The organism is Rossellomorea aquimaris TF-12 (genome assembly GCF_001648555.1).
Classification (GTDB): domain Bacteria; phylum Bacillota; class Bacilli; order Bacillales; family Bacillaceae_B; genus Rossellomorea; species Rossellomorea aquimaris.
Window position 1 is genome coordinate 342,002 of the sequence record NZ_LQXM01000027.1, and the last position, 18,061, is coordinate 360,062.

Here is an 18,061-nt window from a genome sequence, read left to right on the forward strand (position 1 = left end):
TACAGAACTTTCACACGCCTTACCACTACTTGATATGAAAAGCGGTTCTCTTTTCCACCATTTCTTTGTTAGAATGGTTCTATAATCAACAATAAGTAACCAATGGATATGGAGGAAAATTACATGAATTGGAAATCCCTAGTGATTGGTATTGGAATTGGAACAATAGGCGGTATTTTACTAAAAGAAAAAGTATTGGACTCCAGCTTCGTTTCAGCAGAAAAAGTTTTAAAGGATGTAAAAAACTCCTTTAAAAAAGAAGGAAAGGTAGACGGTTCTTGGATAGGCATGAATCCTGAAGAATATCAAAAACATTCATTTACTACCAAAGTTTATAAAGGTGGTATTTCAAGAAGGACAGAGGGGAAATTGGAGCAATATGAATTTCTTGCAGACGCCTATACTGGAACAGTAATAGATGTTTATTCATTGAACTAGAAAAGGAAGATTCTCAAGAAGCTGACCTATAGAAAGAAGGATACATTTAAAAACTGAACAATGTATCCTTCTTGATTCATTTAAAAACTTTATTTTTCCCGCAGAACCTTGTCAGTTATTTCTCCAGCTGCATTCCATTTTAATCCTCTATAAACAGCGTCGTGATAGAAGAGGAACCAATACCCTTCATCTATCGCTTTACTGATCCATTTTTCTTTTGCACCAATAGAAGCCATTGGATAATCGTCGTATGCCAGTACCCATAATGGATTTTTATGAGCGTGCGTTGGCATAATGTCTGCCATATGAATGAATTTTTCTCCATTACTTTCAAGTAGTATTATGGAGTGTCCGTTACTATGGCCTCCAGTATGAACCATACGAATACCTGGCAGGACTTCCATTTCACCTTCGAATGTTTCTACTTGATTTTGAATACTTTCCCAATTTTCTTTCCAATATGTATTACGAGAACGTACATTAGGGTTTCTCATTTCGTCCCACTCCACTTTAGACGTGTAAATGATGGCATTCGGGAACGTTGAAACTAAGGTATCTCCCTCATACTTCGTTAGTCCACAGGCATGATCAAAATGCATATGAGTCATTATGATCACGTCAATATCCTTTGTGGTTAAGCCCAGTGTGGATAAGGATTCCTCAACCTCTGACTCTTCATGGACGCCATAGTTTCGTTTTTGCTTGTCATTTAGTTTGCCTTTACCAATTCCAGATTCAATTAATACGTTTTTTCCTTCCCACTGAAAAAAGAGAGGGTCGGTTCTTAATTCGATCTGGTTCGATTCATTTACTTCATATTTTCTTGACCAAAGCGGCTTAGGAACAACACCAAACATTGCTCCCCCATCCATGTGGGTTACTCCTCCATTCAACCAGTGAATGGTTAAATCTCCAACTTTTAATGTTTCCATTCCCATTCCTCCTTTGTTCATTTCTTATACTATTTTATCAGAATTGATGGACAACTTATAGCTGTTTGCTTTTACGAATTATTTTGATGATTGACCTTCGGTTAAATGATTTGAAAAGGTGCCCAATAAACCTCTACATGATTGCATTGTATAGATGTTTTCGAGCTTACGTTTGGCTAGTTGACTGTGTCATAGAAGGAATCAATATTTTTTCACACTTAGTACATTTTGATACCATGAAACCAGGGATTCATTTTATGTTTTTTTGTTCCCTTATGATTGAAAAATATGATACTGTTCGATTTTTCAACTTAGATGTCAATGAAAGTCGCTGCAGCCAAGATGATGAGGCTTGGCCGAACCTCTTGTATATCTCAACAAACTTTGTTAAATGAACTAAACGAAAAAAAGAATCCCTATTTGGGATTCTTTTTCTGAAAGAAATCACTTATTTTGATACTGGGCCTCTACTCGATAAATTCTTTGCCCTTTTGCTGAAAACTTTTCTTCGTATTCTGTCATGATGTTTCCTTCAAAATCACTTTTATGAAGATCTAAACTTAAGAATTTGAGATGTAAGCCATACCAAGAAAAGCTCTTTAATGAGTATTCAAACAAGCCTTGGTTGTCAGTTTTAAAGTGGATTTCTCCACCCTTGATTAAGATATCTTCATAAAGCTTTAAGAAGCTTTCAAATGTCAGCCTTCTTTTTTCGTGACGATTTTTTGGCCAAGGATCCGAGAAATTTAAATAAACTCTGCCGACTTCTTCGTCAGCAAAATATTCCTTTAAATCTCTTGCATCCACATTTAACAGCTTTACATTCGGAAGCTCGGCTTCAATTAAACGATCAAGTGCTGTGACAATCACACTTTCATACAATTCAATTCCAATATAATTAACGTCTGGATTGGCTCTGGCCATTTCCGTTACGAATTGACCTTTTCCTGTTCCCACTTCTATATGAATAGGATGGTTATTCCCAAACTCTTCGTTCCATTTTCCTTTTTGTTCTTGGGGCTCTGCCACAACATACTGTGGATATTCACTTAGTTTCTCAGAAGCCCATGGTTTGTTTCGTAAACGCATGTAGACACCTCATTTTTTATTATCGAAAAAAACATACCACGAGTAGGAATACTGTGCAAGAGAATTGTTAAGCTTTTATGATACAAAGGGTTATTTATTGCTGCAGGAGGTCCGTCCCTCAAAGATGAATAATTGGTTAGGGATTTCGCACACTAGTGGTGAAGGGTTTTTTATTTAATTTGATGAAGGGGTGCTTGTGATGCCTTTAAGTTCAGAGAATCAAATGCAGGTGTTGACAGATATATTAACGAATCATTCATCGGATTGTTGCGGTTCCGTATCGGAATGTGAGCAGGTAGAGCGCCTGGTCAAGTCATTGATGGTGAATACTCATATCAATGACAATATTAAGCCTGTTTTGCAGGAAATCTATCAGTACAGTCAGAATGGCATTAATTCTTCTGACCTGAGCAGCCATATTACGACCAATCAGCAAAATCTTTCTCAATGGGTAACAAATATGAATCAATATTCTTAGGATATGCCTTTTACGAATAAAAAATAAAGAAAGTTCAAGAAATGAAATTCTTGAACTTTCTATAAAATCTTATGAAGGTATTCCATCCAATGATTCATTTCATGGAAACGTCCTTTTCCTTTATGCCACTGAATTGAAAGAATCGTCTGTGCAACCACATACCATTTCATTCTAAGTCTTAAGTTTTCAGTTAATTCAACACCATATTGAGTTAGCCAATTCTCCCACTGTTCCTCAGGAATGTACCAGTATAATAATAAACCAACGTCAAACGCTGGATCTGCAATCATGGCACCGTCCCAGTCAATTAAATACAATTGGTTATAATCTGAAAGGAGCCAGTTGTTATGATTGACGTCCCCATGGCAAACCACGTACTCATCTTGCTGAACCTCTGTTAGCTCTTTTTGAAGAAAAAAGAGTGCTTGCCTAACAGCTGGCAACGAAAGCAAATCAAATTCAAGACCCGTTTCAACCTCTGTCAACATATGCTCAGGGTGAAAAGGCTCTTTCCCTAATCGCTCTAACATAGTAGAGAGTGGTTTAGAGGAGTGAATTTTTTTTAGTAATCGAGCCACTCGTTCATCTTTCATTTCAGCAGGCTCTAATTCTCTTCCATTTAACCAGTGCTGTGCAGTTATTACATCCCCATTTTCTACTCTTTTGGTCCAGACAAGCTTAGGCACGATTCCTTCAGCTGACAACACAGCAACGAAAGGAGACGAATTACGTTTTAAAAACAACCTTTGCTCTTGATACTGTGCAAAGAATGCTTCACCAGTAGCTCCACCAGCGGGGACTATTTCCCAATCTTGGTCAAATAAGTGTTCCAATATTTTCACCTTCTATTGGTCCTTAGTCATGTTTATATGTTTCATCATTAATTTTACGGTTTCAATAAAATAGCCTTTAAAAACAAAAAAGACAGCTATTGGGCAAATCGATCAATAGCCATCTGTTTTTGATTTTATCGTCATCTTCACAATTCGTCAAGCATTGGAATGGTGTGCTAACGGACAAATATATAAGAAGAAACAGGATTTAGTGGGGTAAACGAGTGCTCAAGGGTATAAAGACCATTCACATTCGCTTCCCTTCCATCTGATAGGCAAATCCAATTTTCTCCCTTTGGAAGTAAATAATCACATTTTTCCATGTCTGAATGGAAAATCAATAAAATTTCGTTCCAGGGTCCATAAGGGTGAACATTCCGATAATGGACAGCCACAAGATTTTCGACTTCGTGGGAAACTTCAGCATGTTTCCAAATTAATTCTGATTTTTGAAAACGAAAAGCTCCGTGACTTTTTCGGATCTGAATGAGCCCTTTTACATATTGAACTACATCATCATGCTGCCCTCTTCTTATCCAATCAAGCTGATTGATTTCAATAGGAGATTGATAACTATTTTCCACTCCCTGTTTGGTTCTGTAAAATTCCTGTCCAGCATGAAGAAAAGGGATGCCCTGAGATAATAACACCATGGTTGTGGCTAGCTTATGTCGATTTTTCAAGGTTTCTTCATCTTCATTTAGGCATGCTTTCATTTTATCCCAAAGTGTATGATTATCATGGGATTCCACATAATTCACCGATTGAGTCGGTTCTTTAAAAAGTCCTCTTTCACTGGCATTCAATCCAATACTTCCTGTTAATACTAATTCTACTTTCTGCTCTAAATGTCCATGACCTAGAGCAAATCCTTTATCATGTAAGTTAAATGTACTTCCTTTTATCGTATCTCGAAACCAATCATTAAACTGACCTATCCCTGGGAGACTACCGGCATTACGCAAGTTCGCTTTTTGATTTGGAGGGATAGGAGTATTCAAATCCCATCCTTCCCCTATCAAAATCCCATGGGGAAGAATTTTATCCACTTCTTCTCTAATTTGATTCATCGTAGTAATATCGAGAATCCCCATTAAATCAAATCGAAAGCCATCAACTCCAAATTCTTTTATCCAATAAAGTATAGAGTCAACAATAAATTTTCGAGCCATCATGCGTTCAGAAGCAAAGTCATTTCCTACACCTGTTCCATTGGAAGGTAATCCATTTTCATCGTGACGAAAGAAGTATCCAGGTACAAGTTTTTCGAATGGGGACTCCTCTCTGATATAAACATGGTTATAAACCACATCTAAAATGACACGAATGTTTTCTTCATGAAGCGATTGGATTACTTTTTTCACTTCCTTTATTCTTTCACTAGGATGATCGGGTATTAAACTGTAACTTCCTTCAAGTGCATTAAAAAATAAAGGATTGTATCCCCAATTATAAGAAGTATCCATAGGATCATCAGTGATTCCCCCAAAATCATTGATGGGGAGTAATTCCACATGAGTAATGCCTAGGTCCTTTAGATACTTAATACCACTACTGAAGCCGGCGGAAGTTGAAGTGTTTTTTTCTGTAAAAGCCAGATACTTCCCTTTATACATCATTCCGCTTTCTTTATGACTGGAAAAATCTCGAACATTCAACTCATATATAATAGCATCCGTTGGGGATGGCAACGGCTCAAGAGGATGGCATCCAGGTTCTATATGTTGATGATTCACAACGCATCCCCATTCACTATTGTAGGATACAGCCTTCGCATACGGATCAATTAATTCGTTCCACACTAGATTAATACACGTAAGAATCGTATAATAATAACCTTCAATATCTTGCTGAATCGTTAACTCCCATACACCGTTTTCATTTCTTTTTAAAGGATATTGCATTTCTGTATCTTCAGTAGGAGCCTTCAGTTTAATATTTACTTCAGTGGAAGTTGGAGACCATACCTTAAAGGTAGAGCATTGTTTCTGGTACGTGACTCCAAGATCATTCCCAGCATAATAATAGCGTTGATCAAACTCTTCCGTTCGAATAACTGCTCCCATTTGAAGGTCTGTTTTCGTATTGTGTTCATCTATAATTTCGTATGTTACCCCTAAAGCAATTTCATCTCCAACCGTTGTTACGTATTTCATTGCCTCGTCCAAATGAATCTTTTCTTCTATTCTGAGAGGAATTCTTTCATTCCCTTTTAGTAAATAAAAATGACTAGAATTCCCTCGATGGTAAGTGTAAGGAAGAATAATTGTTATGGTATGAAAGGTATCTAAAAATGCATCGAATTGCCTGCTGATCACTAACACTTCTGCCACCTACTTCTGTTTTAACATTTTCCAACTTGAAGGAAGAACATTCACCTGAAGAATATTTTCCAACACTATTTCACATATGGAATCACCATCCACATGGACAGGAACTTGACGACAACATTGTATTTTAACATTTTCACCTTTATAGGTATTTACCTCTTTGAAAGACGTGTGCTTCCCAAAGAAAACCGAGATAAATAATAATAATAATTTCCATTTTGACAAGTCATGAACAATGGTAATGTCTAATTTCCCATCTATTGGAGAAGCATGAGGAGATATTTTCATTCCACCTCCAAAATAAGGTTGATTTGAAATCGTGACAAACCATACCTTGTCAAACCGTTTTTCCTTACCATTAACGGTCAAAGAAAGGGAAAACGGTTTAAACCTTAACGTTTCCTTACAGAGAATAATGGGATAAATTAATTTACCTAGAGACCATTTGTTAAGCCATTTTTTCAACTGGGATTCATTTGCTTTTTGAGCAATATGTGCATCGAATCCTATACCTATGTTATTCACAAAATACCCTTTTGGTCCTTCTTTTATCGCAAACTGCCCCGAGTCTAAAGAAAGAGTGTCTTCAAAAGAAGTCCAATTTCTTATTAAGGTATATGCTTCTTTTTTACTATTAGGCCAATTATATCCCCTTGCAAAATCATTTCCACTTCCTGATGGAATATACCCGATCACAATATTCTCAAAACCAATTGTCCCGCTGATAACGGAGTTCATCGTTCCATCTCCACCAACTCCAATAATATGCAACGGTTCATTGGGAAACTGTTTTACCAAATCGGAAACAATTCTTCTTACATCCGTTGGTTTTTCTGTTAAAAAAATCGAATGTGTTGGGTCTAACTGTTTATTGAAACGTTTCCAGGAGGATAGTGCATGATTGTTTCTCGCAGACGGATTAACAATAAAAATGGTCTTCATTGATCATCCTCTTCAGAAACAACGCTCCACGCCTGTTCCTCCCATTGTAGTCGTTTAAAGGAAGTCGTTTGACAATATTCCAAAATGGCCTGAGCTGCTTTCAACTGCATGCCTTTAATTGGAGAACGGATTGTTCGTTGCTGTTGAAACCAAGCCTCGTGAACTCGTTTGTCTAAAAATTGGATACCAGAGGGTGCTTGTGGGTAATCAATATATCCATTTCTACTGATGACCCCCTTATGGATTGGCAATTCTACTCCTGCATATTGAACAATTTGCCCAATAATCCGTTCCATTCTTTTTAATGAAAGAAGTGGATTTAGTACTTTTGTTTCTTCATCTCCCCATTTTTTTAACCAAAAACGATCTCCTGAACCAATAAAAGCTGTGCCTTCTTCAAACTCAAGGAATGTTAAAATCCAAATGCCTGTTGGTGTGATCAGAATTGTTTCCAATTCAACAGGGGCTTTTTTTATTTTTAATATTGGATAATACAAAACCAAAATATTATCTGGAAAACGTTGTAGCAAATAACGTAATCGTTCGTCATAATGATAGCTATTGTCTACATATGATTTTTCTAAAATAGTAGAGCTCGCCCACCTTAGTTGGAAATCAAATATAAGATTTAAAAAGTACTGTTTTAATTCTTCCTCTGTTCCAATGTCTAAATTTGATTCCATATCTAAATCCAGGTCATCATCTTTTTCTTTAGGTAATGATTGAGAGGTTTCTAAATCTTCCTCATTCCTTTTTTTAAACACGGAGAAAAGTTTCTCCTTCATTGAACTTTTTTCCTCTTCCTGATCTTCCACAGATGAACCAGAAGAAGGTTCTCCATATTCCCAATGTTGTTTCATTTTTTCCCATTGTTGCTTTTTTAATCGAACAAATTGGGAAGGATATTTATATAAATCGGTTTCATATCTCGAAACATAGTCTTGAAGCTTAATGAGCTGTGCCATATGTATCTATCCTTTCAACGTCACTGTCAATTTTGTAATGGAATGGTGTGAATGGCTTCGTATTTTGGTGAACGATCTATATGAGTCCGGTACAAGACCACTTCATTTATTGAGAACCTTTCTGTTGTATGAAGTATTGTTCCCTCTAGTGTAGCGGGTGAAAAAGGTATACCCATATTCCATTTTCTCCCTAAGGTTATGTGTGGAGAAAACGGTCTGGAATCCAACTGGAACCCAACGTCTTTACAACCATCATACACTAGCTCTCGAAGGAGATGTAACGGTTGTGAGTAATGAATACCCATCCAAAGAATTCTGGGTGAATCTACCTTCCCATAGGTTCCAAATTGTTTTAGTTCTAATGAAAAAGAGGACAAACTTCGCACTTTTGCTTCGATATGTTCGATGGCATCGTTCAATTGGTGTGAAGATGAGTCTCCTAAAAAAGCTAATGTAATGTGATAATCATCAGGATGGACCCATTTTTTAAATGAGTCTTGAGTCCACGCTCTTTGGGTCAATTCCTGTATTCGTTCTTTCGTGTCTTCCGGTAACGATAGGGCAAAAAAGTAATGAGTTTTTAACATACCATACGTCCTTTTCGTTTATTACTTCTATTTTAGCAAAATGTGTAAGAAGAGAGAATGACAAGTGACAATTGCAATAAAAATGAAATAGAAAGCTTATTTATTTGATAAGATTTATACGAATTAGTACGATAGAGATACAATGATGAGTGAAAGGAAGTTGACACAATGAAAGTTGTACAAAATATTGCTGAGCTGATTGGCGATACTCCACTTGTAAAATTGAACCGATTAAACCCTGCCGATGGAGCAGATGTTTATGTGAAATTAGAATTTTATAATCCAAGTAAAAGTGTTAAGGACCGTGCTGCCTTTCAAATGATTCTTGAAGCCGAAAAAGAAGGACATTTGAAAGAAGGTTCTACGATTATTGAACCTACCAGTGGAAACACTGGGATTGGGCTAGCCATGAATGCTGCTGCAAGAGGATACCGCGCCATACTCGTCATGCCTGATACAATGACTCAAGAGCGAATTAACCTCTTAAAAGCGTATGGAGCCGAGGTTGTATTGACTCCAGGAGATGAGAAGATGCCTGGGGCTATTGCAAAAGCAAAGGAGCTGACAAAAGAAATTCCAAATAGCTTTATGCCCATGCAGTTCGAGAATGATGCAAATCCAAACGCACACCGTAAAACGACAGCCCTTGAAATCGTAGAAGCAATGAAACAAATCGGAAAGCCTCTTTCCGCTTTTGTAGCCACAGCTGGTACTGGGGGAACGATTACGGGAACTGGCGAAGTGTTAAAAGAACATTATCCTGACCTTCAAGTTCACGTTGTCGAACCAGCAGGGTCTCCTGTTCTTTCAGGCGGTAAGCCAGGAAAGCATAAACTAGTCGGAACTAGTCCTGGGTTTGTTCCAGACATTTTGAATACAGCTGTCTATGACGAAATTCACAAAATAGAAGATGAACAAGCATATGATATTACGCGAAGAATGGCCAGGGAAGAAGGGATTCTTGTTGGACCATCCTCTGGTGCTGCCTGCTACGCTGCTATTGAAGTAGCGAAAAGATTGTCACCTGATGATGTGGTTGTTTGTATTGCTTGTGATACTGGAGAAAGATACTTATCAAGTGATTTATTTCGCTTTGAATGATTGATCATAAAAAGACGATTCCTGATTAATAAGGAATCGTCTTTTTTCTTGACTGTATTTTGTTTTATAACAAGTACACAAAGTCTTTTATTTTATACTGTGATAGTGGGTAATAAACTCTTCAGGAGAAGATTTTACAACATACGTCCAAACACCTTCAATAGTGTGAAGGTATAGAAAAGTGTAATAAGATGAAAGAGATCTACTAGAAACGTCCATTACATCCTTTAACGTAAAACTTTTAGAAGGAGTTACAATTTTATCCTTATAAAGATAAATATGCCCTTCCGTTTCCACGGTAAATTGTTGGTTGTCTTCAATTCTTCTTTCTGTTCTCATAAATGGTTGTGAACAAATCAATGTCATGTAAAGCCTCCAACAGTTTGGCGATCAATTACTCATCCCTTATTAATACGTTCTTCAAATAGTTCTTGGAGCTTTTTCGTTACAGATCCTGGTTTCCCGTTTCCTATTTCCTTATCATCAATTTTAACTACGGGCATCACTTCTGATGTGGTACTTGCAATAAATAACTCATCCGCATCCAGTACTTCATCCACACTAAACGATTTTTCTTGAAATGACATTCCATTCCTCTTGCAAATATCTTGAATGACTCTTCTGGTTATGCCATTTAAGATTAAATTGGTTGCGGGATGAGTGACTATCTCATCATTTTTTATTATAAATGCATTGGATGCAGACCCTTCTGTTACCGTATCTCCGCGATGTAAGATAGCCTCATAGTGCCCTTCTGAGACCGCCTCTTCTTTTGCCAGTAAGTTTCCAAGTAGATTCAGACTTTTAATATCACATCGCAACCAACGAATATCCTCTACAAGCTTAGCGGTCACCCCATCTTGCATTTGCTGAAGAGGACGTGGAACTTCATTGGCATAAGCCACAACACTTCCTTTTATTTCTGAAGAAGGGAAGTTATGTTGGCGTGGTGCTACTCCTCGAGTGACTTGTAAATAGACACTGCCATCCTGGATGCTATTGGCTTTTATGAGTTCATGAATAACGCCTGTCAATTCATCTAATTCATATGGAATGGTGAGCTTCATTTTGTCAGCACTTTGATATAGGCGTTCCATATGTTCTTTCATTGTAAACGTTTTTCCACTGTAAACTCGGATCACCTCATAGATACCATCTCCGAATTGATACCCACGATCTTCAATAGCAACCTTCGCTTCTTCTCGATTTATAAATTCCCCATTCAGAAATACAGTATTCATTGAGTCCTCTCCTTTTTCTTCTCTTTACGATTTACACGCTAATTCATAGATTGCTTGGGCATAGATAGCCGTTGCTTTAAGCAAATCCTCAATATACATATATTCATCCTTCTGATGAGCGATATCTTCTCTACCAGGAAATAAAGGACCAAAGGCAACTCCTGCTTCTAAACTTCTAGCATACGTACCTCCACCAATACTGAGAAGTTCTGCTTTTTCCCCTGTTTGTTCTTCATATACCTTCTGCAACGTACGCACTAAAGGATCATCAGACGAAACATGATGGGGTTTACTATCAGTCAAATTTTCAATCTCAAAGGTTTCAATGCTCTCGAAGATTTTCATTCCTTTTTCCATTTCAAACGTAACAGGATATCGCATATTCAATCCTATACGACCACCGTCCTCATTTGAAAAACGTAGCTTCCCTACGTTAATGGTCAAATCGCCTGTAATATCATCATGGTAACTGACTCCTAATTCAACTCCACGTGATTCCTTGAAAAAGTGTTTTGTAGTAAATTCAAAGAATTCTTTCGCCTGAGAGTTCAAGGGAAGCTCTGATAAGAAAGCTCCTAAATATAAACCTGCATTTCTTCCATTCTTCGGTTCCATACCGTGAGCAGAGACACCTTCAATTTGAAAAACCAGCTCACCATTTTCAATATAATAGCTCCCTTTAATATCTTCTTCTTTCATGAAGATTTCAAAATTTTGAACCCATTTTGTGTGGTCTTCATCAATAAGTACGATTGCTTTGGCATAATCAGGAACCATATTATAACGACGTCCAGATTCAAATGATACTACCTCAAATCCTGAATCATTCTTTTTATCAACTGACTTTTGCACTAAATCAAAATCTGCAATTCCTTTTTCAGCATAAATGATTGGAAAATCTGCATCTGGAGCAAACCCCATCGTTGGCATTTCTTCCTTTTTGAAATATTGCTCCACACATCTCCAATCACTCTCTTCATCGGTTCCGATAATCATTCGTACCCGTTTGTTGAAAGGAACACCAAGCTCTTTTACAATTTTCATAGCATAGTAAGCTGCAATGGTAGGACCTTTATCATCAATCGCTCCTCTAGCAAAAATCTTACCGTCTTTTATTTGTCCTCCAAAAGGATCTACACTCCAGCCATCCCCCTCTGGAACTACATCGACATGACATAGAACTCCAAGTAGGTCACTTCCTTCTCCTACTTCCAGATGCCCTGCTAGATGATCAACATTTTTAGGTATGAAACCATCTTTTTCACCTAGATTTAATAAATAGTCAAGTGCTTCTTTTATCCCTTTCCCTAATGGCGCCTCTTCCGTTCCATTTTCTTCATCCAGGACACTTTTTATTTGCAAAAATTGCTGTAAATCACTTAATAAATCGTCTTTTCTTTTGTCGACTTCACTCGTCCAATTGATTGTCATCCTTATACACCCGTTCTATATGTATTTTTAAAATTATTCCCTCATTCATTTTATACTGTTTTATTATGAAATCCAAACATATAGGGACGATTTAGCAGGTTAATTTTCAGAATAGTTCATCTTTTGTTGCTTTTGTACATAGGCTAGAAGTAGGAAACGTAAATTGTTTGTAAATTTGGACATTTCCCTAGAAATTTTGTATCTTTAGGGGTACAATATAATTGTCTGACATCTTATGAGTACACTTTATTTAGAAAAGGGGTTGTCTAAAGCGCATAGTACATAGGTAGCACGTTTCGGTGCAAAACGACAAATGTAGTCTTTGCCTTTGGAAAAATAATCAAGGAGTGGTTCTTTGAAGCCTTCAACCAATCGTATGCTAACTAGAATAAAAGCTGTATACATGTACATTAATAAGAAAGGTACTGTAACAACTCAAGATCTCGTTGACGAATTTGGCATTACTCCTAGAACCATACAAAGAGACCTCAACGTGTTAGCGTATAACGACTTGGTTCAAAGCCCAAGTCGCGGCCAATGGACAACAACTGAGAAGAAAGTAAAGATGTCTTCTTAAAATTAACGGGGCTAAGTCCCGACCTGTATGGCGTAAGGAAGTCAGAAGCAGTACATTTTGCCTTCTGCTTTCTTTAAGACCAATCTTATTGTTAAACATATGAGAGAAAATTTAAAAAAAGAGACTGCCGAGTACTCACTTCACAGTAACGGACAGTCTCTTTTCCTGCATTTAAGATGGACGATACTCTTTAAGTAACGTTACTTCTTCCTCAGTTAACTCGCGATATTCACCAAGCTCCAGATCTTCGTCAAGTTGTAGTGGTCCCATGGACAAACGTTTTAAATAAACGACACGTTTTCCCACGCTCTCAAACATCCTTTTCACCTGATGAAACTTACCTTCTGTTATTTTCAATTCGATATCAGAGGTTAAGCCAGCTTTTAATATGGTCAATTCTCCTGGTTTCGTATGGTATCCATCATCTAATGTAACACCCCTTTTAAAGGCTTCTACATCCTCTTGTGTTACTTCGCCTTCAATCACCGCAAAATACGTTTTAGGTACATGACGTTTTGGAGATAGAAGTTGATGTGAAAGCTGTCCATCATTTGTAATTAATAGGAACCCTTCCGTATCCTTATCCAGTCTTCCTACTGGGAAAGGACTAAATATTTGATCCTCAAGCTGGAGTAAATCAATAACCGTCTCATCCTGCTGATCTTCTGTTGCAGAAATGACTCCCGGAGGCTTGTTCATAAGTAAATAAATATATTCTCTATACTCAACGCGCTCTCCGTTCAACATTACCGTATCTTTTTCAGGATGAACATGATTCTTTCCATCCTTAATAACCTCTCCATTCACTTGAAGACCGCCATCTTTTAATAATTTCTTCACTTCTTTACGGCTGCCATAGCCCATATTTGCAAGTAGTTTATCAACTCTCATCTGTAGTAACACTCCTATTTATAACATTTATTTGTTGTATTTTTTTCCTCTTCATCTTGTTCATCACTTATGCAGGCTTTAGCCCATTCATTATCCCATTCTTATCATAGGCTATTACAGGTAAGAAAATTTACATGACGAATGAGGTGTAAACGATGTATCCATTTAGACAACAAGGATCAGGCGGAATATTAATCCCCATTCCTCTTCCAGGTGGCCAAGGTCAGTATCCAGGTTACCCTGGTGGTGGTTATGGAGGCGGCGGAAGCTATGATGACCGCATCGATCGCTTAGAAAGACAATACCGACGACTAAACCGTAAAGTAGATCGCCTTGAAAGAAAAGTAGAAAGACTCGAAAGACAGCTTGGGTATTATAATAACTAGAAAAGCGAAGGTGGCTCGTTCAGAGGCGACAAGCATAAGGCATACCCGCCAGAAAGGCGTTCTGTGCCTTTTTGGTGGGTTTGACTTATGACCTCGAGCCTCTAGCCACCGGAGCTAGACAATCAGAAAAGCGAAGGTGGCTCGTTCAGAGGCGACAAGCATAAGGCATACCCGCCAGAAAGGCGTTCTGTGCCTTTTTGGTGGGTTTGACTTATGACCTCGAGCCTTCTCCCATTAAGTTACACAATACTGAGAAAAAAATAGGGGACTGACAAGATGTCATCCCCTATTTGCTTTTACCCTATTCTCAAGCGGTTACGTATTTTTGTCACTCTTTCTCCAAATAACTTGTCTGCTAACTTGCTTTTCAGACTTAAGTAAAAATAAACTAGTGCACCAACCCCACCACAAATAGCTACAAGTATGATGGATTGGAACCCGGACTCAGGATTTAAGTATTGAGCTAAAATACCATATAAAATCAGCACAACTACTGCCATAATGGCATTAAGACCAAATATGAACATGGTTCTTCTCATAATAAGTGAAAATTTATAGCGCGCATATTTCTTTATGACATATAAGTTAATCGCTATCGCAACAGCATAACCAATCGTTGTGGCCATGACCGCTCCTTGTGTCTCAAACAATCTAATTAACGGAATGTTTAGCACCAGCTTAATCAGTAATCCCACGAGAAGACTGAAAATCGTAAACTTTTGCTCATCAATCCCTTGAAGTATCGCTGCTGTCACAGCATATAAGGAAAATAAAATGGCAACTGGTGCATAGGCTCTTAACACAGATGTTCCTAAAGCATCACTATGATAAAACAAGGTATACGTTGGTTCTGCCAGCAATGCAATACCTATAGCAGCAGGTACAGTTAAGAACATAAGGATTTGGAACGTTTGATCTATATTCCTGCGAAGTGTTTTACGATCACCACTTGTATAAGAAGTTGTAATCAAAGGAATCAGGGTCATGGAAAACGCTGTGGCCAATGATACAGGAATAATCACAAGCTTATGAGTGTAAAAATTTAAAACGGCAAAAGCATAGTCAGATGTTTTTGCCTTCCCGATTGCGTCCATGGCTGTATTAAACGTAATGGTATCAACTAATTGAAACAAAGGATTAGCCAATCCCACAAAGATGAACGGTACGGAGTAGGCGATAATCTCTTTGTACATAGAGCGTAATGATACGTTTGCTTCTCCTCGATCTTCTTCCAATAATTCATCGAGATGAGGCTTTCGTTTATACCAATACCAAATCAGCGCTGCTAAACTCGCCAGTCCTCCAACAAAAGCAGCAAATGTTGCCACAGCAATGGCTGTTGTCACTGTACCATCCATTAAATCCAAGACAACATAAATTCCCCCAAGTAAAAAGGCAATCCGAACGATTTGTTCGATAACCTGTGAAACTGCTGTAGGTCCCATTGATTGATGACCTTGGAAAAAACCACGAATTAAGCTCATGAAAGGAATAATGATTAACGCAAAACTGACGGCACGAATAACTGTGGTTACTTGAGCTACTGATATCACCTGTTCATCACTTTTAATCACAATTCCAGCGAAAAGTGGAGCAAATGCATACATGATTAAAAAGGTAACAATTCCTGTAATCGTCATTAGCAGTAAACCGGATTTAAATAACCTTCTCCCTACGGCATACTCTTCAATGGCGTTATATTTTGAAACGAATTTTGATACAGCGAGGGGAACTCCCGCCGTAGCTACTGTTAAGAAAATGGTATATGGTACATACCCATACTGATAAAGGGACGCTCCCTCTTCATGTCCCTTTAATAAATCATCAAACGGTATAACATAAAAAAGACCTAAAAACTTTGAAATAAAGGTCCCTAACGTTAAAATAAACGTCCCTCTTATTAATTTAGATGACATAGTATCCCTCTCTATATATAGGTAACTTTTACAGAAGAAATAATCTTCATACCTAGTAACCTTTACTATATGTGAATGAATGTATAACTTATTATTGTTTCACTCTTCCATTTACACACTATCAGTAGTTTACTACTGTATGTATCGATTGACAATTTTTTTCGAGTTGTTGTATTTAAATCTTATCCCATTTAAAATAAGGTGAAACTCTTTTTGGATTACTTTATAAAAAATCTAGTTAAAATATAGATGATAGACGAACTCCCTAGATTATAGGGACGGACCTTCAACTATGTAGACATCATAAAAATCCAATCAGAATGAAGCAAAATAAAAGTTGGTGAAGAAATGTCAAAGTACGATGTAATCGTGATTGGAGGAGGTCCTTCTGGCTTGATGGCCAGCATTGCCGCTGGAGAAAACGGCTCGAAGGTTCTTCTAGTTGATAAAGGAACAAAACTGGGACGCAAGCTCGCAATCTCAGGTGGAGGCCGTTGTAATGTAACCAATCGACTTCCAATAGACGAAATCATAAAGCACATTCCTGGAAATGGGCGTTTTCTATACAGTGCCTTTTCAGAGTTTAACAATGAAGACATCATTTCTTTTTTCGAAAATTTAGGAATTCAATTAAAAGAAGAAGACCATGGAAGAATGTTTCCCGTTTCGAACCGTGCTTTAGATGTCGTGGAAGCTCTTCTAAATCGAATGAAGGAATTAAAAGTAGAAACTCGAACGAATACAGCCGTTGAGGAAGTATTATATGAAGATGGGAATACAGTTGGCATCTCCTTAAAAAATGGAGAGATGATTCCTGCAAAGGCTGTTGTGATTGCCGTTGGAGGAAGGTCCGTCCCTCATACTGGATCCACTGGAGACGGGTATCCTTGGGCGAGAAAGGCCGGGCATACGATTACGGAATTGTTCCCTACGGAAGTGCCATTAACTTCTGATGAGCCTTTTATTAAGCAAAAGGAGCTTCAGGGCTTATCTTTAAGAGCCGTTGATTTAAGCGTTCTCAATCCAAAGGGAAAGAAAATCATTACACACAGAATGGATATGATATTTACCCATCTTGGTATTTCAGGACCTGCTGTTCTTCGTTGTAGTCAATACGTGGTTAAGGCAATGAAGAAATGGAACTTGACTCATGTAACCATGCAAATCGACGCTCTTCCAGAAGAAAATGAGGAGCAGCTTTTTCAAACTTTTCATAAACAGGTCAAGGAAGATGGAAAAAAAGCAGCTAAAAATATCTTTAAAGGTTTAGTCCCTGAACGATATTTATTATTTTTACTGGAGAATGCTGACATTGATCCTGATGAAAAAGGCGACCACATTTCCAGTGAGAAAATCCGTCAATTCTCAAATCTATTAAAACAGTTCTCCTTTCAAGTGAATGGTACATTATCCATAGACAAAGCGTTTGTTACAGGTGGGGGAGTATCCGTTAAAGAAATCGAACCTAAAACAATGGCTTCGAAAAAGATGAACGGACTTTTTTTCTGCGGGGAAGTTTTAGATATTCATGGATACACTGGTGGATACAATATAACCTCCGCATTAGTAACTGGAAGACTTGCTGGTTTTAATGCGGCTCAAGTGTAAAAAGCAGGCTTGTCGTTTTTTAAAAAAAACACCTAAATAAAAAGGTTGATCTTTTCTGCCTCGGCAGTTTGAGATCAACCTTTTTATTTACGGTAGATGACCATAGCTGAAAAACAGTAAATCTGTTCTTCTAATTCTTCCGACATGGCAGCTACATGATATTTAATATCTACAATTTTCTTCTCATCCACCTTACTCAAGAAATGATTCATATCTTTCTCTAAGTCTTTTTCATGCTCATAATCAAATACCCTCACTTGAATCATCCGTCTCACTCCTGCTTTTAAAGTATTACTATTATTGTCAGATTACTTAA

19 protein-coding genes are annotated in these 18,061 nt (G+C 37.6%); 6 read left to right on the forward strand and 13 right to left on the reverse strand.

Translation table 11 applies throughout. The annotated features are described in order from the left end of the window. The first annotated feature begins 123 nt into the window (after window positions 1–123). A complete protein-coding gene (locus IQI_RS11025) occupies window positions 124–438 on the forward strand; it encodes a hypothetical protein (protein WP_064092687.1) in 315 nt (104 codons plus the stop codon). Window positions 439–527: 89 nt separating this feature from the next. On the opposite strand, the gene IQI_RS11030 is transcribed toward IQI_RS11025, so the two are convergent. Beyond that, the gene (locus IQI_RS11030; RefSeq protein ID WP_064092688.1) at window positions 528–1,370 is read right to left on the reverse strand and encodes a YtnP family quorum-quenching lactonase; all 843 of its coding nucleotides are present in this window, start codon (window positions 1,368–1,370) and stop codon (window positions 528–530) included. A gap of 444 nt (window positions 1,371–1,814) precedes the next feature. Further along, window positions 1,815–2,459, reverse strand: a complete 645-nt coding sequence (gene trmB / locus IQI_RS11035) for a tRNA (guanosine(46)-N7)-methyltransferase TrmB (protein WP_064092689.1) — start codon at window positions 2,457–2,459, stop codon at window positions 1,815–1,817. A gap of 199 nt (window positions 2,460–2,658) precedes the next feature. Here trmB and IQI_RS11040 point away from each other — a divergent pair, with 199 nt between their 5' ends. Beyond that, on the forward strand, window positions 2,659–2,937 hold the full coding sequence (locus IQI_RS11040) for a YtzH-like family protein (RefSeq protein WP_064092690.1): 279 nt from the start codon (window positions 2,659–2,661) through the stop codon (window positions 2,935–2,937). A 59-nt stretch (window positions 2,938–2,996) separates the two neighbouring features. On the opposite strand, the gene IQI_RS11045 is transcribed toward IQI_RS11040, so the two are convergent. The 5 genes from IQI_RS11045 to thpR form a co-directional block, all read right to left on the reverse strand. Further along, a complete protein-coding gene (locus IQI_RS11045) occupies window positions 2,997–3,770 on the reverse strand; it encodes a phosphotransferase family protein (protein WP_064092691.1) in 774 nt (257 codons plus the stop codon). Window positions 3,771–3,946: 176 nt separating this feature from the next. Continuing rightward, window positions 3,947–6,094 (reverse strand): type I pullulanase, encoded by a 2,148-nt coding sequence (pulA, locus tag IQI_RS11050; protein ID WP_064092692.1) that lies wholly within the window; start codon window positions 6,092–6,094, stop codon window positions 3,947–3,949. A gap of 9 nt (window positions 6,095–6,103) precedes the next feature. Then, the gene (locus IQI_RS11055; protein ID WP_064092693.1) at window positions 6,104–7,042 is read right to left on the reverse strand and encodes a diacylglycerol/lipid kinase family protein; all 939 of its coding nucleotides are present in this window, start codon (window positions 7,040–7,042) and stop codon (window positions 6,104–6,106) included. Then, a complete protein-coding gene (locus IQI_RS11060; RefSeq protein ID WP_064092694.1) occupies window positions 7,039–8,007 on the reverse strand; it encodes a nuclease-related domain-containing protein in 969 nt (322 codons plus the stop codon). Before IQI_RS11060 ends, IQI_RS11055 begins: the two co-directional genes overlap by 4 nt. Window positions 8,008–8,033: 26 nt before the next feature. Then, window positions 8,034–8,594 (reverse strand): RNA 2',3'-cyclic phosphodiesterase, encoded by a 561-nt coding sequence (gene thpR / locus IQI_RS11065; protein WP_064092695.1) that lies wholly within the window; start codon window positions 8,592–8,594, stop codon window positions 8,034–8,036. A 168-nt stretch (window positions 8,595–8,762) separates the two neighbouring features. Between thpR and cysK the strand changes: the two genes are divergently transcribed. Next, a complete protein-coding gene (gene cysK, locus IQI_RS11070; protein ID WP_064092696.1) occupies window positions 8,763–9,695 on the forward strand; it encodes a cysteine synthase A in 933 nt (310 codons plus the stop codon). A gap of 87 nt (window positions 9,696–9,782) precedes the next feature. Here the strand turns inward: cysK and IQI_RS11075 are convergent, their stop codons facing one another. The 3 genes from IQI_RS11075 to pepV are packed head-to-tail and all read right to left on the reverse strand — an operon-like array spanning window position 9,783 to window position 12,367. Beyond that, complete coding sequence (locus IQI_RS11075; RefSeq protein ID WP_064091087.1) at window positions 9,783–10,061, reverse strand: hypothetical protein; 279 nt, start codon at window positions 10,059–10,061, stop codon at window positions 9,783–9,785. Window positions 10,062–10,093: 32 nt separating this feature from the next. Then, window positions 10,094–10,936, reverse strand: coding sequence for a D-amino-acid transaminase (gene dat, locus IQI_RS11080; RefSeq protein ID WP_064091088.1), 843 nt, complete (start codon window positions 10,934–10,936; stop codon window positions 10,094–10,096). Window positions 10,937–10,960: 24 nt separating this feature from the next. Further along, window positions 10,961–12,367 (reverse strand): dipeptidase PepV, encoded by a 1,407-nt coding sequence (gene pepV / locus IQI_RS11085; protein WP_064091089.1) that lies wholly within the window; start codon window positions 12,365–12,367, stop codon window positions 10,961–10,963. A 355-nt stretch (window positions 12,368–12,722) separates the two neighbouring features. Here pepV and IQI_RS11090 point away from each other — a divergent pair, with 355 nt between their 5' ends. Further along, a complete protein-coding gene (locus IQI_RS11090; RefSeq protein ID WP_032087291.1) occupies window positions 12,723–12,944 on the forward strand; it encodes a DeoR family transcriptional regulator in 222 nt (73 codons plus the stop codon). 171 nt (window positions 12,945–13,115) lie between these two features. Here the strand turns inward: IQI_RS11090 and IQI_RS11095 are convergent, their stop codons facing one another. After that, the gene (locus tag IQI_RS11095) at window positions 13,116–13,835 is read right to left on the reverse strand and encodes a pseudouridine synthase (protein ID WP_064091090.1); all 720 of its coding nucleotides are present in this window, start codon (window positions 13,833–13,835) and stop codon (window positions 13,116–13,118) included. A gap of 155 nt (window positions 13,836–13,990) precedes the next feature. Here IQI_RS11095 and IQI_RS11100 point away from each other — a divergent pair, with 155 nt between their 5' ends. After that, window positions 13,991–14,221, forward strand: a complete 231-nt coding sequence (locus IQI_RS11100) for a hypothetical protein (protein ID WP_231893366.1) — start codon at window positions 13,991–13,993, stop codon at window positions 14,219–14,221. A 296-nt stretch (window positions 14,222–14,517) separates the two neighbouring features. Here the strand turns inward: IQI_RS11100 and IQI_RS11105 are convergent, their stop codons facing one another. Then, window positions 14,518–16,137 (reverse strand): putative polysaccharide biosynthesis protein, encoded by a 1,620-nt coding sequence (locus tag IQI_RS11105; protein WP_064092697.1) that lies wholly within the window; start codon window positions 16,135–16,137, stop codon window positions 14,518–14,520. Between the two features lie 348 nt (window positions 16,138–16,485). Between IQI_RS11105 and IQI_RS11110 the strand changes: the two genes are divergently transcribed. Then, window positions 16,486–17,745, forward strand: a complete 1,260-nt coding sequence (locus tag IQI_RS11110; RefSeq protein WP_064092698.1) for a BaiN/RdsA family NAD(P)/FAD-dependent oxidoreductase — start codon at window positions 16,486–16,488, stop codon at window positions 17,743–17,745. 83 nt (window positions 17,746–17,828) lie between these two features. Here the strand turns inward: IQI_RS11110 and IQI_RS11115 are convergent, their stop codons facing one another. After that, complete coding sequence (locus tag IQI_RS11115) at window positions 17,829–18,011, reverse strand: sporulation protein Cse60 (RefSeq protein WP_064092699.1); 183 nt, start codon at window positions 18,009–18,011, stop codon at window positions 17,829–17,831. Window positions 18,012–18,061: the final 50 nt, after the last annotated feature.

What these genes read in the sequence shown, in the direction of transcription:
- IQI_RS11030 (WP_064092688.1), bottom strand. Translation starts at nt 1,370, where the DNA reads ATGGAAACATTAAAAGTTGGAGATTTAACCATTCACTGGTTGAATGGA.
- thpR (WP_064092695.1), bottom strand. Translation starts at nt 8,594, where the DNA reads ATGTTAAAAACTCATTACTTTTTTGCCCTATCGTTACCGGAAGACACG.
- IQI_RS11025 (WP_064092687.1), top strand. Translation starts at nt 124, where the DNA reads ATGAATTGGAAATCCCTAGTGATTGGTATTGGAATTGGAACAATAGGC.
- IQI_RS11040 (WP_064092690.1), top strand. Translation starts at nt 2,659, where the DNA reads ATGCCTTTAAGTTCAGAGAATCAAATGCAGGTGTTGACAGATATATTA.
- IQI_RS11110 (WP_064092698.1), top strand. Translation starts at nt 16,486, where the DNA reads ATGTCAAAGTACGATGTAATCGTGATTGGAGGAGGTCCTTCTGGCTTG.
- pepV (WP_064091089.1), bottom strand. Translation starts at nt 12,367, where the DNA reads ATGACAATCAATTGGACGAGTGAAGTCGACAAAAGAAAAGACGATTTA.
- IQI_RS11055 (WP_064092693.1), bottom strand. Translation starts at nt 7,042, where the DNA reads ATGAAGACCATTTTTATTGTTAATCCGTCTGCGAGAAACAATCATGCA.
- IQI_RS11095 (WP_064091090.1), bottom strand. Translation starts at nt 13,835, where the DNA reads ATGAGAGTTGATAAACTACTTGCAAATATGGGCTATGGCAGCCGTAAA.
- IQI_RS11115 (WP_064092699.1), bottom strand. Translation starts at nt 18,011, where the DNA reads ATGATTCAAGTGAGGGTATTTGATTATGAGCATGAAAAAGACTTAGAG.
- dat (WP_064091088.1), bottom strand. Translation starts at nt 10,936, where the DNA reads ATGAATACTGTATTTCTGAATGGGGAATTTATAAATCGAGAAGAAGCG.
- IQI_RS11105 (WP_064092697.1), bottom strand. Translation starts at nt 16,137, where the DNA reads ATGTCATCTAAATTAATAAGAGGGACGTTTATTTTAACGTTAGGGACC.
- trmB (WP_064092689.1), bottom strand. Translation starts at nt 2,459, where the DNA reads ATGCGTTTACGAAACAAACCATGGGCTTCTGAGAAACTAAGTGAATAT.
- IQI_RS11075 (WP_064091087.1), bottom strand. Translation starts at nt 10,061, where the DNA reads ATGACATTGATTTGTTCACAACCATTTATGAGAACAGAAAGAAGAATT.
- IQI_RS11060 (WP_064092694.1), bottom strand. Translation starts at nt 8,007, where the DNA reads ATGGCACAGCTCATTAAGCTTCAAGACTATGTTTCGAGATATGAAACC.
- cysK (WP_064092696.1), top strand. Translation starts at nt 8,763, where the DNA reads ATGAAAGTTGTACAAAATATTGCTGAGCTGATTGGCGATACTCCACTT.
- IQI_RS11100 (WP_231893366.1), top strand. Translation starts at nt 13,991, where the DNA reads ATGTATCCATTTAGACAACAAGGATCAGGCGGAATATTAATCCCCATT.